Raw genomic sequence first — 12,235 nt, 5'->3', positions numbered from 1 at the left:
GGCCGGGACGGGTGGGTGCGGGACGGGTCGGCCCGGGCCACCGTGAAAGTGGCGGGCACGGTCCCGTACCGCTGCCGGACGGTGGTCCGGTCCGCGGGCGGCGAGGCCGTCGGGACCGCGTACGCGGTGCGGTCCGGGGCGGTGGGCGCCTGGTCGGCGGTGCGCCGGGGGCCCCGCGGACCCGGCGGGACTCCGCGAACGCGCCCCGGTCGCCCTCCCGGTCCCCCGCCGCCTCGTGAGGGTGTCCTGCGGAGCGGTTCCGGGCGCGCCCCGCGCGCCGGAGGCGCGGATGGAGTAGGCATGGCGGATGCCCGTCTCGATCGCCCTGTTCACCCAGGACCTCCGTCTGCACGACAACCCGGTGCTGCGCGCCGCCCTCGCCGAGGCCGAGGAGGTGGTGCCGCTGTTCGTCCTGGACGAGGGCGTCGCCGCCACCGGCTTCGCGGTGCCCAACCGGGCCGCCTTCCTCGCCGACTGCCTGGCCGACCTGGACGCCGGGCTGCGCGCCCGGGGCGGCCGGCTGGTGGTGCGGCGCGGCGAGGCGGTGGCCGAGACCCGGCGGCTGGCCGAGGAGACGGGCGCGGTCGGGGTGCACGTGGCGGCCGGGGTGAGCGGTTTCGCGCAGCGGCGCGAGGCCCGGCTGCGGGAGGCCCTGGGCGGGCGGCTGCGGGTGCACGACGCCGTGCTGACCGCGCTGGCACCGGGTGCGGTCACCCCCGCCGGGAAGGACCACTACGCGGTCTTCACGCCGTACTCGCGGGCCTGGCGGCAGGCCGGGCGCAGGGCGCCGGTGGCGCCGCCGCGCAGCGTACGGGTGCCGGGACAGGTCCGGGGGGTGGCAGTGCCGGCGGTGCGCCCGGACTCGCCGGGCCTGCCGGCGGGCGGCGAGAGCGAGGGGCGGCGGCGGTGGGCGCGCTGGTCGCTCGACGGGTACCAGGAGCAGCACGACGACCTGGCGGGCGACGGCACCTCCCGGCTCTCCCCGTACCTGCACTTCGGCTGCCTGTCGGCGGCCGAGCTGGTGGCGCTGGCCGAGCGGCGCGGCGGGCCGGGCGCCGAGGCGTTCGTCCGGCAGCTGGTCTGGCGGGACTTCCACCACCAGGTGCTGGCCGCCCGGCCGGACGCCGCCCGGGCCGACTACCGGCCGCGCGCCGACCGCTGGCACCGGGACGCGGACGAGCTGGCGGCCTGGCGGGAGGGCCGGACCGGCTACCCGATCGTGGACGCCGGGATGCGGCAGCTGGCCGCGGAGGGGTGGATGCACAACCGGGCCCGGCTCCTGACGGCGAGTTTCCTGGCCAAGACGCTGTACCTGGACTGGCGGGCCGGGGCGGCGCACTTCCTGTCGCTGCTGGTGGACGGCGACGTCGCGAACAACCAGCTGAACTGGCAGTGGGTGGCGGGCACCGGCACCGACACCCGGCCCAACCGGGTGCTCAACCCGCTCGCCCAGGCCCGCCGCTTCGACCCGCGGGGCGACTACGTGCGCCGCTGGGTGCCGGAGCTGGCGTCCGTCGCGGGCGCGGCGGTGCACCGGCCGTGGCTGCTGCCCGAGCGGCCCGACTACCCGGCGCCGATCGTGGGTCTGGACGAGGGGCGGTTCGAGCGCGGCCGGGGCCGCTGAGCCGTCCGCCGCGGGCGGCCGGACCGGCGGGTGGGCCCGGTTGGGCCGGGCAGGGGACTCCCGGCCTGTCGGCGCCGGGAGTCCCCGGGCGCAGGCCCGACGATGGGCGCACCCGGAGAGCGGGGCGGCCGGGCACCCCCGCCGGGGCCGCCCGACCGCGGCCCGGCAGGAGGCTCCTTGAAGAACGCCCGCACCGTCCGTGCCGCGCTCGCGCTGGCCGTCTGCGCGTCCGCCGTCGCGGCCGCCCCCGTCGCGGCCGCCCCCGTGGCCGCCGCCCGCGCGCCGGGCCGGGTCACCGTCGCCGACCCGGCGCAGTACGTCGTCCCGCATGTCGGAACCAGGCCGGGGGCGCCGAGCTTCGGTGTCGGTGACGGCGCCGGCAACACCTTCCCGGGTGCGACCGCGCCGCTGGGGATGGTGCAGTGGAGCCCGGACACCGTGGACCACCAGTTCGGCGGCTACGTCTACGACGACCACCGGATCCGGGGTTTCAGCCTCACCCACATCTCGGGGGCGGGCTGCGACGACTACGGGAACATCCCGTTCCTGCCGGTGCTGGACGGCGCCCCCGCCGACTTCGCCGAGTTCTCGCACGCCGACGAGTCGGCCTCGCCCGGCTCGTACGCGGTCACCTTCGGCAACGGGGTGCGGACCGAGCTGGCCGCCACCCCGCGCTCCGGCATCGCCCGGTTCAGCTACCCGGCCGGGCACACCGCCTCGCTCACCGTCGACCCGGGCCAGGGCTTCAACGACACCTCGGGATACCTGGCCCTGGGCACCGACTCGATCTCCGGCTACACCGACAGCGGCGGCTTCTGCGGCACCGCCAACCGCTACCGGATCTACTTCTCGGTCGTCTTCGACCGGCCGTTCAGCAGCTCCGGCGTCGTCACGGAGGGCCGGGTCGACACCGGGCGCAGGAGTGCGAGCGGATCGAGCAAGGGGATCGCCCGGCAGCCGGCCAGGACCGCCGCGGCGCAGGCCGCCCGGCCGGCGGGCGGCGGTGAGCAGCCGGAGGGCGTCCGGCCCGGGGCCGCCCCCCGGGCGTCCGGTGCCAGGGCCCTGGTCTCCTTCGACACCTCGGCCGCGCGCACGGTGACCGCCCGGGTCGGGATCTCCTTCGTCAGCGTCGACGGCGCCCGGGCCAATCTGGCCGCCGAACAGGCCGGGGCCGGCTTCGACCAGGTCAGGGACGCGGCCCGGAGCTCGTGGAACGACCTGCTCGGCCGGGTCGCGGTCGACGGCGGCACCACCCGGGAGCGGCGGGTCCTGTACACCGCGCTGTACCACGCGATGCTGCACCCGAGCGTGCTGAGCGACACCGACGGCCGCTACCCGGGCTTCGACGGGCAGGTGCACACCGCCCCGGCCGGGCACGCACGGTACGCGGACTTCTCCGGCTGGGACGTCTACCGCTCGCAGACCCAGCTGCTGGCCCTGCTGGCGCCCGCCGAGGCCGCCGACATCGCGGCGTCGATCGTCGACCAGGGCGCCCGGGCCGGCTACTTCGACCGCTGGACGCTGGCCGCCGACGGTACCGGGGTGATGGTGGGCGACCCACTGCCGATCATCGCGGCCGGGATCCACGCGTTCGGCGCGACCGGCTTCGACGCCGCCGCGCTGGTCCGGCAGGCGGTGGCCGGCCGCCAGGACGACCGGGAGCGACCCGGCCACGGCCCGTACGACGCGCTCGGATTCGTCCCGACCGGCACCGACGGGGTGTGGGGATCGGCGGCGACCACGCTGGAGTACACCTCCGCCGACTTCGCGGTGGCGCAGCTCGCCGCCCGGATCGGCGACGGCGCCTCGTACGACCTGCTGATGCACCGGTCCACGGGCTGGCGCAGCCTGTTCAACGGCGCCGGCGGCTACCTGCAGCCGCGCCGGTCCGACCACGGGTGGCCGGCCTTCGCCCCGGACCAGCAGGACGAGTACGTGGAGGGCAGCGCCGCCCAGTACACCTGGATGGTGCCGTACAACCACCGCGGCCTGTTCGACGCGATGGGCGGCGACGGCGCCGTCACGGCCCGGCTGGACGGCTTCCTGGCGGACCTGAACGCCGGTCCGGGCTCGGAGCACGCGTTCATGGGCAACGAGCCCTCCCTGAAGGTCCCGTGGGCGTACGTCTACGCCGGGCGGCCCGACCGGACCCAGGACGTCGTCCGGCGGGCGCTGACCACGCTGTTCGGCGACGGCCCGGACGGCGAGGTGGGCAACGACGACCTCGGCGAGCTCTCCGCCTGGGCGGTCTGGGCGGCGCTCGGGATGTACCCGCAGGTGCCCGGCCGGGCGGAACTGGTGCTGGCCGCCCCGCTGTTCCCCGCCGTCACCGTCCGCCGCGGCGGCGACGGGCCGGTGATCGAGCTGAGCGCGCCGGGGGCGTCCGCGGCCGCCCGGTACGTGCACGGGCTGACGGTCGACGGCCGGACGTCCACCCGGCCGTGGGTGGGCGAGGACTTCGTCCGGGGCGGCGGGCGGCTCGACTTCACCCTGGGCACCGACCCGGCGCCGGGCTGGGGCAGCGACCCCGCGGACGCGCCGCCGTCCTTCGACGTCGGCCCGGCCCGGCCGGTCACCGGGGCGGTCGGCGGCCCGGCGGCGAAGTGCCTGGACGTGCGGGCGAGCGGCACGGCCGACGGCACCCCGGTCCAGCTGTACGGCTGCAACGGCACCGCGGCGCAGCGCTGGACCCGGGCCTCCGACGGCACCCTGCGGGCGCTCGGCAAGTGCCTGGACGTCAGCGCGAGCCGCTCCGACGCCGGGGCGCCCGTGCAGCTGTGGCAGTGCAACGGCACCGGTGCCCAGCAGTGGTGGCCGAAGGCGGACGGCACGCTGGTGTCGACGCCGTCGGGCCGGTGCCTCGACCTGGCCGGCGGCGCCACCGCGGACGGCACCCCGGTGCAGCTCGCGGACTGCGCCGGCGCCGGCGCGCGGGCGTGGACGGTGCCCCGCTGACCACCCGGCGGGGAACGGACGGTGCCCCGCCGGCCCGGGCGGGTCGGCGGGGCACCGGGCGTCGCCGGGTGGTGGCGGGGCCTCAGATGTGGACGGCGGGGCCGGTCTCGTTGGCGCCGCGCTTGGTGAGCAGGCCGAGCCCGGCCGCCACCGCCGCGACCACCGCGGCGACCACGAACGCCACCGACATGCCGCTGACGAAGGAGGAGTGGACGGCGCCGGCCATCGCGTCCACCAGGTTCTGCGGGGTGCCGGCCGGGGCCGGCGGGGCGATGCCGAGCTGGGCGGCCTGCTTCAGGCCCTCGGCGTCGGCGCCCTGCGGCATCGGGACGCCGGTCCTCGCCCAGTTGCCGGGCAGCACCTCGGTGACCTTGGAGGCCATCACGGCGCCCAGGACGGCGGTGCCGAGGCTGCCGCCGACCTGCATCGCGGCCTGCTGCAGGCCGCCGGCCACACCGGCCAGCTCCAGCGGGGCGTTGCCGACGATGACCTCGGTCGCGCCGACCATGACGGGGCTCAGGCCGAGGCCCATCAGCACGAACCAGAGCGACATCACGCCGGTGCCGGAGTCCACGTCCAGGGTCGCCATGCCGAGCATGGCCGCGGTGGTGAAGAGCATGCCCGCGACGATCGGGATGCGCGGGCCGACCTTGCCGATCGCGGCGCCGGCCAGCGGCGCGCCGACGATCATCATCGCGGTCATCGGGAGCAGGTGGACACCGGCCTGCACCGGCGTCATGCCGTGCACGTTCTGCAGGTAGAAGGTGACGAAGAAGACGCCGCCGAAGAACGCGAAGGCCATCAGGACCATCAGCAGCGTGCCCGCCGACAGCGACACCGAGCGGAACAGCGCGAGCGGGATCAGCGGCTCCTTGGCCTTGGTCTGCCAGAACGCGAACACCGCCATCGCGACGATCGCGCCGCCGAGGAACAGCCAGGTGGTGGCCGAGCCCCAGCCCCAGGTCGGGGCCTTGATGATGCCCCAGACCAGCATGAACATCGCCCCGGACAGCAGCACGATGCCGGGGAGGTCGAAGGACTTGGCGGAGTTCTCGCTGCGGACGTCGCGCAGGATCCACAGGCCGAGCGCGAGGGCGATCAGGCCGACCGGGATGTTGATGAAGAAGACCGACTCCCAGTTGACGTGCTCGACCAGCAGGCCGCCGACGATCGGGCCGGCCGCGGTCGAGGCGCCGATCACGCCGCCCCAGATGCCGATCGCCATGTTCAGCTTCTCGGCCGGGAAGGCGCCGCGCAGCAGGCCGAGCGCGGCCGGCTGGAGCAGCGCCCCGAACAGGCCCTGGAGCACCCGGAACAGGATGACCATCTGGATCGAGCCGGCGAAGCCGATCGCGGCCGAGGTGGCGGCGAAGCCGGTGGCGCCGACCAGGAAGGTCGACTTGTGGCCGAACCGGTCGCCGATCTTGCCGGCGGTGATCAGGAAGACCGCGAGCGCCAGCAGGTAGCCGCTGGTGACCCACTGAATGTCGGCGGGCGAGGCACCGAGGTCGGCCTGGATGGCCGGGTTGGCGATGGCCACCACGGTGCCGTCGAGGGCGACCATCATCACGCCGACGGCCACGGTCAGCAGGGTCAGCCACGGGTGGCCCTGCAGGCCGCGTCGGGTTGACGGGGGTACGTCGCGCCGGGGCGGTACGTCCGCCTTCCCGGTGTTGACGACGGACTGGCTCATGAGAACGCCTTCCGAGGGCTGGGGTACGGACCGGGCCGGGGACGAGGGCAGGGCTGTGGCGCCCCGGCCCACCCGTCCCCACGAGCTGTCGGGCCTGACGGGCGCCACCCGAGGAGATTATGTCAGCTACTGACATTCGGCAAACCGTGACTTGTGACTCATGCTGACATATGTCAGAGCGCTACAGTGGAGCTGCCGGCCACCCCGCAGTCGAAAGGCCCCCACCATGGGCTCCCCGCACCCCGCGCCCGCGAACGCACCTGCGACCGCGCCCGTGAACGCGCGTGCGACCGCGCCGGCGGCCGTGTCCGCCAAGGCCCCCTCCGCCGCGGCCGACCCCGGGTGCCGGGTCCTCGGACTGCGCGAGCGCAAGAAGCAGCGCACCCGGGACGCCCTGGTCGACGCCGCGCACACGCTGTTCCTCAACCGCGGCTACGGCGACACCACCATCGACGAGATCGCCGCCACCGTCGACGTCTCGCAGCGCACCTTCTTCCGCTACTTCGCCAACAAGGAGGAGGTGGCGCTGGCCGTCATGGCCGACGCGGAGGACTTCTTCATCGCCCGCCTGCGCGAGCGCCCCGCCGAGGAGAACCCGCTGCAGGCCATGCGCGCGGCGATCACCGAGGCCTGGCGCACCCTCGGCGACGGCCGCCGCACCGGCGCCGGGAGCGTCACGGCCGCCCTGGAACTCTTCGAGCTGATCGAGACCACCCCCACCCTGCTCGCCGCCCACCTGCGCCGCGCCACCGAACAGGAGGGCGTGGTCGCCCGGGTGCTCGCCGACCGCGAGGGGCTGGACCCGGCCACCGACCTGCGGCCGCGGCTGCTGGCCGCGGTCTTCGGCGCCGTGGTCCGGATCTCGCACCTGTCCTGGAGCACCCACACCGACGGCAACGACACCGGGCCGGACGGCATGATCGAGCTGATCGAACGCCACTTCGACCAGCTCGGCCCGGCGCTGGCCGGCTCCTGGCGGTCCTGAGACCCCCGGGCGCCCGGCCGGGCAGACGGACGGGCGCGCAGACGGACAGACGGGCAGACGGACGGGCGGGCAGACGGACGGGCGGGCGCGTGACCGGCCGGCCGGGTAGTACCCCGGTACGACACCCGGCCCGGCACCCCGGTACGACGACATCCGGCGCCCCGGGCCCTACGCTCGGGCCGGGTGAAGAGTCCCACCCTCCAGGACCGGCTCCAGGAACTCCCCCGCAGCCTGGCCTCCCCCTCCCCCGACCGCCGCCCGCTGCTCGCCGATGCGCCCACCCCGTGGCTGCGGGCCCTGCCGTGGGCCGTCGCCGCGGTCCTGGTCGTCACCCTGCTGCCGATCGACATCGTGGTCCTGACCGGCTCGTACGGCCTGGACGGCTACCCGGCGGCGGTGCTCTCGCTCGCCCAGACGGTCCCGCTGCTGCTGGCCGTCCGGCGGCCGCTGCCGGCCTGGTGGATCATCGCCGCCGCGACCGCCGCCACCGCCGCCCTCACGGCCGGCAGCCCGGCCGGCGCCGGGCCGTGGCCGTGGCCGGCCGCCACCCTGATCGGCTACCTGTTCCTGCTGGCCGCCCTCGCCCTGCGGGAGAGCGGCCAGGCCCTGCTGGCCGTCTGGCTGGTCACCGCGTTCGGGACGGTCGGTGCCGCGGCGGCGTTCGAGCACCGGGCCGGCGGCGCGCCCGCGGTCGCCGTGGTGCTCGCCGGCGCGACGCTGCTCCTCGGCTGGAGCCTGCGCGGACGCGGCGAGGCCCGTCGGCGGCTCGCCGAACAGGAGCAGATCAGCGAGGCCGAGCGCGGTCTGCGCACGCTGCTCGAGGAACGCACCCGGATCGCCCGCGAGCTGCACGACGTGGTCGCCCACCACATGTCGGTGATCACCGTCCAGGCCGACAGCGCCCCCTACCGGCTCACCGGGCTGCCGCCCGAGGCCGCCGCCGAGTTCGCCACCATCGCCGCCGCCGCCCGCAGTTCGCTCGGCGAGATGCGGCGGCTGCTCGGCGTGCTGCGCAGCGAGCAGCACGCCGACCCCGACCGCACCCCGCAGCCCGGCGTCCGCGACCTCGGCCGGCTGGTCGAGACGGTCGCCCAGGCCGGGGTCTCGGCCGAACTGACCGTCGGCACCGAGGTCGAGGCGCTGCTGCCGCTGCCCGACGCGCTCGACCTGTCGGTGTACCGGATCGTCCAGGAGGCGCTGGCCAACGTGGTCCGGCACGCGCCCGGCGCCGAGGCCTGGATCTCGCTGGCCGCCGAGGACGGCGCCCTGCGGATCACCGTCGTCAACGCGGCGGCGGAGGGCCACAGGGACGGGGACGCCGTGGAGGCGCCCGAGGGCACCGGGCACGGCCTGGTCGGGATGCGCGAACGCGTGCGGCTGCTCGATGGGAGGCTGGACACCGGCGCACTCCCGGAAGGCGGCTTCCGGGTGGCCGCCGTCCTGCCAGTCACCGCCCCGGGGGAGAGCACTCCATGACCATCCGCGTACTCATCGTCGACGACCAGGCGATGGTCCGGGCCGGCTTCGCCGCGCTGCTGAACGCGCAGAGCGACATCGACGTGGTCGGCGACGCCGCCGACGGCCGGCAGGCCCTGGAGGTCAGCGGGCGGACCCACCCCGACGTGGTGCTGATGGACGTCCGGATGCCCGAGATGGACGGCCTGGAGGCGGCCCGCCGACTGCTCGACCCCCCGGCCGGCGTGGTGCACCGGCCCAAGGTGCTGATGCTCACCACCTTCGACGTGGACGACTACGTCTACGAGGCGCTGCGCGCCGGGGCCAGCGGCTTCCTGCTCAAGGACGCCCCGCCCGCCGACCTGATCGCCGCGGTCCGGGTGGTGGCGGCCGGCGAGGCGCTGCTGGCACCGTCCGTCACCCGGCGGCTGATCGAGGACTTCGCGCGGACCCGGCCGGCGCCGCGGCGGGATCCGGCGCTGCGGCTCAACGGGCTCACGCCGCGGGAGACCGAGGTGCTGGAGCTCATCGCCCGGGGTCTGTCCAACCAGGAGATCGCGGCCCGTCTGGTGGTCGCCGAACAGACCGTCAAGACGCACATCGGGCGGGTGCTGGGGAAGCTCGGGCTGCGGGACCGGGCACAGGCGGTGGTGCTCGCGTACGAGTCGGGGCTGGTCACGCCGGGGCAGTAGGGGCGGGGCGGGGGCGCCCGGCGGCGGGCCGGCACGGAGGGTGAAGCCCCCGGCGGCGGCGCCCGCAGGCGCAGGGCGAACGACCCACAGGGCCGCTGCTCGCGCAGTTCCCCGCGCCCCTGCAAACAGCCTGCCCAGAGCCGCAAGGGCCCCCGAATACGGCGGCGCGCCCGCAGGCGCAGGGCGAACGGCCCACAAGGCCGCTGCTCGCGCAGTTCCCCGCGCCCCTAAAAACAGCCTGGCCAGAGCCGCAAGCGCCCCCGAACGCGGCGGCGCCCGCAGGCGCAGGGCGAACGGCCCGGCGGGCCGCTGCTCGCGCGGTTCCACCCCCGGGGGTACCCCTAGTACTGCGGTGGCAGGCCCGAGTTGGCTCCGTGGGCCGACGTTCCGTGGGGTGTCGTGCTCCTAGCTTCCTCTCGTTCACGGACGAGAGGGAGGGCAGCGATGCTGCTGCGATTCAGGCGGGCCCTGGCGGCCGCCGTGGTGGCCGCGACGGTGGCGGTGGGAGTGGGGGCGTCGGCCGCGGCCGGCAGCCAGGTGGCGGTGACGGGGCCGCCGCCGGGGAGTGCGGCCTGGCGGGCGGACACCGTCCTGGGGGTCCGGTTGCCGGATCCGGTGGGTGCCGCGCCCGCCGAGGTGGCCGCGTTCTTCGCCGGGCTGACGCCCGCGCAGCGGGATGCGCTGGCCGTCCGGCACCCGCTGGTGACCGGCAACCTCGACGGGGTGCCGGTCGAGGTCCGGTACCGGGCCAACGCACTGGCGCTGAAGGACCAGCAGCGCCGCGAGCAGGCCGCCGCCGAGGACGGCACGCTGGGCGCCGCCGCGCGGGCGCAGGCACTGGCCCGGGCGCAGCGGTACGCCTCGCTGGCCGGCCGGCAGATCCTGGCCTTCGACCCGCGCGGCCGCGGCCAGGTGGTCGAGGTGTTCGGCGAGCTGTCGCCGGGCAGCCGGCCGGCCGTGGTGGTGCCGGGTTCGGACGTCGACCTGGGGGACTACGACCGGGACGGCGAACCGTACGCCGGGCCGGCCGGGATGGCCCGGGCGCTGCGGGCGGCGACCGGCGGGCGGGTCCCGGTGGTCGCCTGGGCGGGGTACACCACGCCGGTCGGGGTGGGGGTGGACGCGGCCACCGCCGATCTCGCGGTGGCGGGCGGCGCCCGGCTGGGGCGGTTCCTCGACGGGCTGGCCGCGCGGACCGGCCCGGCGACGGTGTTCTGCCACAGCTACGGCTCGGTGGTGTGCGCCCGGGCGGACCTCGGTCCGCGGCAGGCCGCGGGCCTGGTGGTGCTCGGCTCCCCCGGGATGGAGACGGCCCGGGCGGCCGACCTGCGGGTGCCGGTGTGGGCCGCCGAGCGGAACGACGCGGACTGGATCGGCCGGGTGCCGCACGTGTCGGTGCTGGGCCTGGGGCACGGCGCCGACCCGACCGGTACCGGCTTCGGCGCCCGGGTGGTCTCCTCGGCCGGTTCGCACGGCCACAGCGGCTACTTCGCCCCCGGCACCGCCTCGCTCGCCAACTTCGCGGCCCTGGCGCTCGGCGACACCGCCGGCGTCCGCTGCGCCGACCGGGATCCGGGGTGCCGCGATGCGCGTTGACCTGCAGCGCCTCGGCGCTCCCCTGCGCAGGGCCGCGGCCCTGACCGACGCCCGCACCCCCGCGAGCCGGGACCGGGCACTGGACGGGCTGCGGGCGCTGGCCCTGCTGGCCGTACCGACCGGGCACTGGCTGCTCGGCGGGTTCTCCGTGGCGGCCGGGGACGGGGTGCTGCACAACGCCAGCCCGCTGTCCTCGCTGGGCTTCCTGGCGCCGTTCAGCTGGGGGCTGCAGCTGCTCGGGCTGTTCTTCCTGGTGGGCGGGTACTCGGCGGCGAAGTCGCTGGAGCGGGCCCGGGAGCGCGGCAGCGGCCTGGGCGGCTGGCTGCGCGGGCGGGCGGTGCGGCTGCTGCGGCCGGTGCTCGGGGTGGCCGCCGTGTGGGCGGTGCTGATCCCGGTGCTGCGGACGGCGGGGGTGCCCGAGGGGACGGTGCGCACCGGCTCGGTCCTGGTGGTGCAGCCGCTCTGGTACATCGGGATCTATCTGGTGCTGACCGCGCTGACCCCGTACTGCCTGGCGGCCGGCCGGCGGCTCGGGGCCTGGGCGGCGGCCCCGCTGCTCGCCGTGGTCGCGGCCGTCGACGTGCTGCGGTACGGGCCGTGGGCGCAGGCGGTGCCGTCCTGGCTGGCGCTGGTGAACCTGCTGCCGGGCTGGCTGTTCGGCTACCAGCTCGGGGTGTCCTGGGCCCAGGGGCGGCTGCGCCGGGCGGGTGGGGCGGTGCTGCTGGCGGGCGGGGCGGTGCTGTTCGCGCTGCTGCTGGCGGTGTTCCACTACCCGGCCAGCATGGTCGGCGTGCCGGGGGCGGCGCGGACCAACTCGCATCCGCCGTCGCTGCTGGTGCTGGCCCTGGCGGCGGTGCAGTGCGGCGCGGCGGTGCTGCTGCGCGAGCGGATCGCCCGGCTGCTGCGCCGGCCGGCGCTGTGGCTGCCGGTGGTCGCGGTGAACCTGTCCGCGATGACGATCTTCTGCTGGCACCAGACGGCGATGTTCGCGGTGGCGCTGCCGCTGTCGCGGGCGGGCGCGGTGCCCGGTCTGACCACCGAGCCGTCCTCGCTCGGGTGGGTGCTGGCCCGGCTGGCGTGGCTGCCGGTGTTCGGGCTGGTGCTGGCGGTGCTCGCGGGCCCGGCCCGCCGGTTCGACGGACCGTGGCCGTCCCGGCTGTGGCGGGCCGCCGTGGGGGCGGGGGCGGCGGCGTTCACGGTGTACGCGCTGGGGGTGGTGTGAGGTGCGCCGGGCT

At 76.4% G+C, this 12,235-nt stretch carries 8 protein-coding genes; 7 read left to right on the top strand and 1 reads right to left on the bottom strand.

The window, feature by feature from the left end:
- Window positions 1-307 precede the first annotated feature (307 nt).
- Both AC2TEW_RS22145 and AC2TEW_RS22140 read left to right on the top strand, forming a co-directional pair.
- Window positions 308-1,624: a cryptochrome/photolyase family protein gene (locus AC2TEW_RS22145; RefSeq protein WP_484625065.1), complete on the top strand. Its 1,317-nt coding sequence runs from the start codon at window positions 308-310 to the stop codon at window positions 1,622-1,624.
- A gap of 177 nt (window positions 1,625-1,801) precedes the next feature.
- The gene (locus AC2TEW_RS22140) at window positions 1,802-4,579 is read left to right on the top strand and encodes a GH92 family glycosyl hydrolase (protein WP_484625064.1); all 2,778 of its coding nucleotides are present in this window, start codon (window positions 1,802-1,804) and stop codon (window positions 4,577-4,579) included.
- Window positions 4,580-4,661: 82 nt separating this feature from the next.
- On the opposite strand, the gene AC2TEW_RS22135 is transcribed toward AC2TEW_RS22140, so the two are convergent.
- Window positions 4,662-6,272 carry an MFS transporter gene (locus AC2TEW_RS22135; protein WP_484625063.1) on the bottom strand — a complete coding sequence of 537 codons (1,611 nt, stop codon included), beginning with the start codon at window positions 6,270-6,272 and terminating at the stop codon, window positions 4,662-4,664.
- Window positions 6,273-6,546: 274 nt separating this feature from the next.
- On the opposite strand from AC2TEW_RS22135, the gene AC2TEW_RS22130 reads away from it, so the two are divergent.
- From AC2TEW_RS22130 to AC2TEW_RS22110, 5 genes are all read left to right on the top strand, one after another.
- Window positions 6,547-7,257, top strand: coding sequence for a TetR/AcrR family transcriptional regulator (locus tag AC2TEW_RS22130; protein WP_484625062.1), 711 nt, complete (start codon window positions 6,547-6,549; stop codon window positions 7,255-7,257).
- Between the two features lie 183 nt (window positions 7,258-7,440).
- Window positions 7,441-8,733 (top strand): sensor histidine kinase, encoded by a 1,293-nt coding sequence (locus AC2TEW_RS22125; RefSeq protein ID WP_484625061.1) that lies wholly within the window; start codon window positions 7,441-7,443, stop codon window positions 8,731-8,733.
- On the top strand, window positions 8,730-9,404 hold the full coding sequence (locus tag AC2TEW_RS22120) for a response regulator (RefSeq protein WP_484625060.1): 675 nt from the start codon (window positions 8,730-8,732) through the stop codon (window positions 9,402-9,404). Before AC2TEW_RS22125 ends, AC2TEW_RS22120 begins: the two co-directional genes overlap by 4 nt.
- A 444-nt stretch (window positions 9,405-9,848) precedes the next feature.
- Window positions 9,849-11,000 carry an alpha/beta hydrolase gene (locus AC2TEW_RS22115; RefSeq protein ID WP_484625059.1) on the top strand — a complete coding sequence of 384 codons (1,152 nt, stop codon included), beginning with the start codon at window positions 9,849-9,851 and terminating at the stop codon, window positions 10,998-11,000.
- Window positions 10,990-12,222 carry an acyltransferase family protein gene (locus AC2TEW_RS22110; protein ID WP_484625058.1) on the top strand — a complete coding sequence of 411 codons (1,233 nt, stop codon included), beginning with the start codon at window positions 10,990-10,992 and terminating at the stop codon, window positions 12,220-12,222. Before AC2TEW_RS22115 ends, AC2TEW_RS22110 begins: the two co-directional genes overlap by 11 nt.
- Window positions 12,223-12,235: the final 13 nt, after the last annotated feature.

The organism is Kitasatospora sp. NEAU-CNBT7 (assembly GCF_057220535.1).
Note: the sequence above shows the minus strand (reverse complement) of the source record. Positions and strands in the feature narration are given on the sequence as shown.

What these genes read in the sequence shown, in the direction of transcription:
- AC2TEW_RS22135 (WP_484625063.1), bottom strand. Translation starts at nt 6,272, where the DNA reads ATGAGCCAGTCCGTCGTCAACACCGGGAAGGCGGACGTACCGCCCCGG.
- AC2TEW_RS22110 (WP_484625058.1), top strand. Translation starts at nt 10,990, where the DNA reads ATGCGCGTTGACCTGCAGCGCCTCGGCGCTCCCCTGCGCAGGGCCGCG.
- AC2TEW_RS22145 (WP_484625065.1), top strand. Translation starts at nt 308, where the DNA reads ATGCCCGTCTCGATCGCCCTGTTCACCCAGGACCTCCGTCTGCACGAC.
- AC2TEW_RS22120 (WP_484625060.1), top strand. Translation starts at nt 8,730, where the DNA reads ATGACCATCCGCGTACTCATCGTCGACGACCAGGCGATGGTCCGGGCC.
- AC2TEW_RS22115 (WP_484625059.1), top strand. Translation starts at nt 9,849, where the DNA reads ATGCTGCTGCGATTCAGGCGGGCCCTGGCGGCCGCCGTGGTGGCCGCG.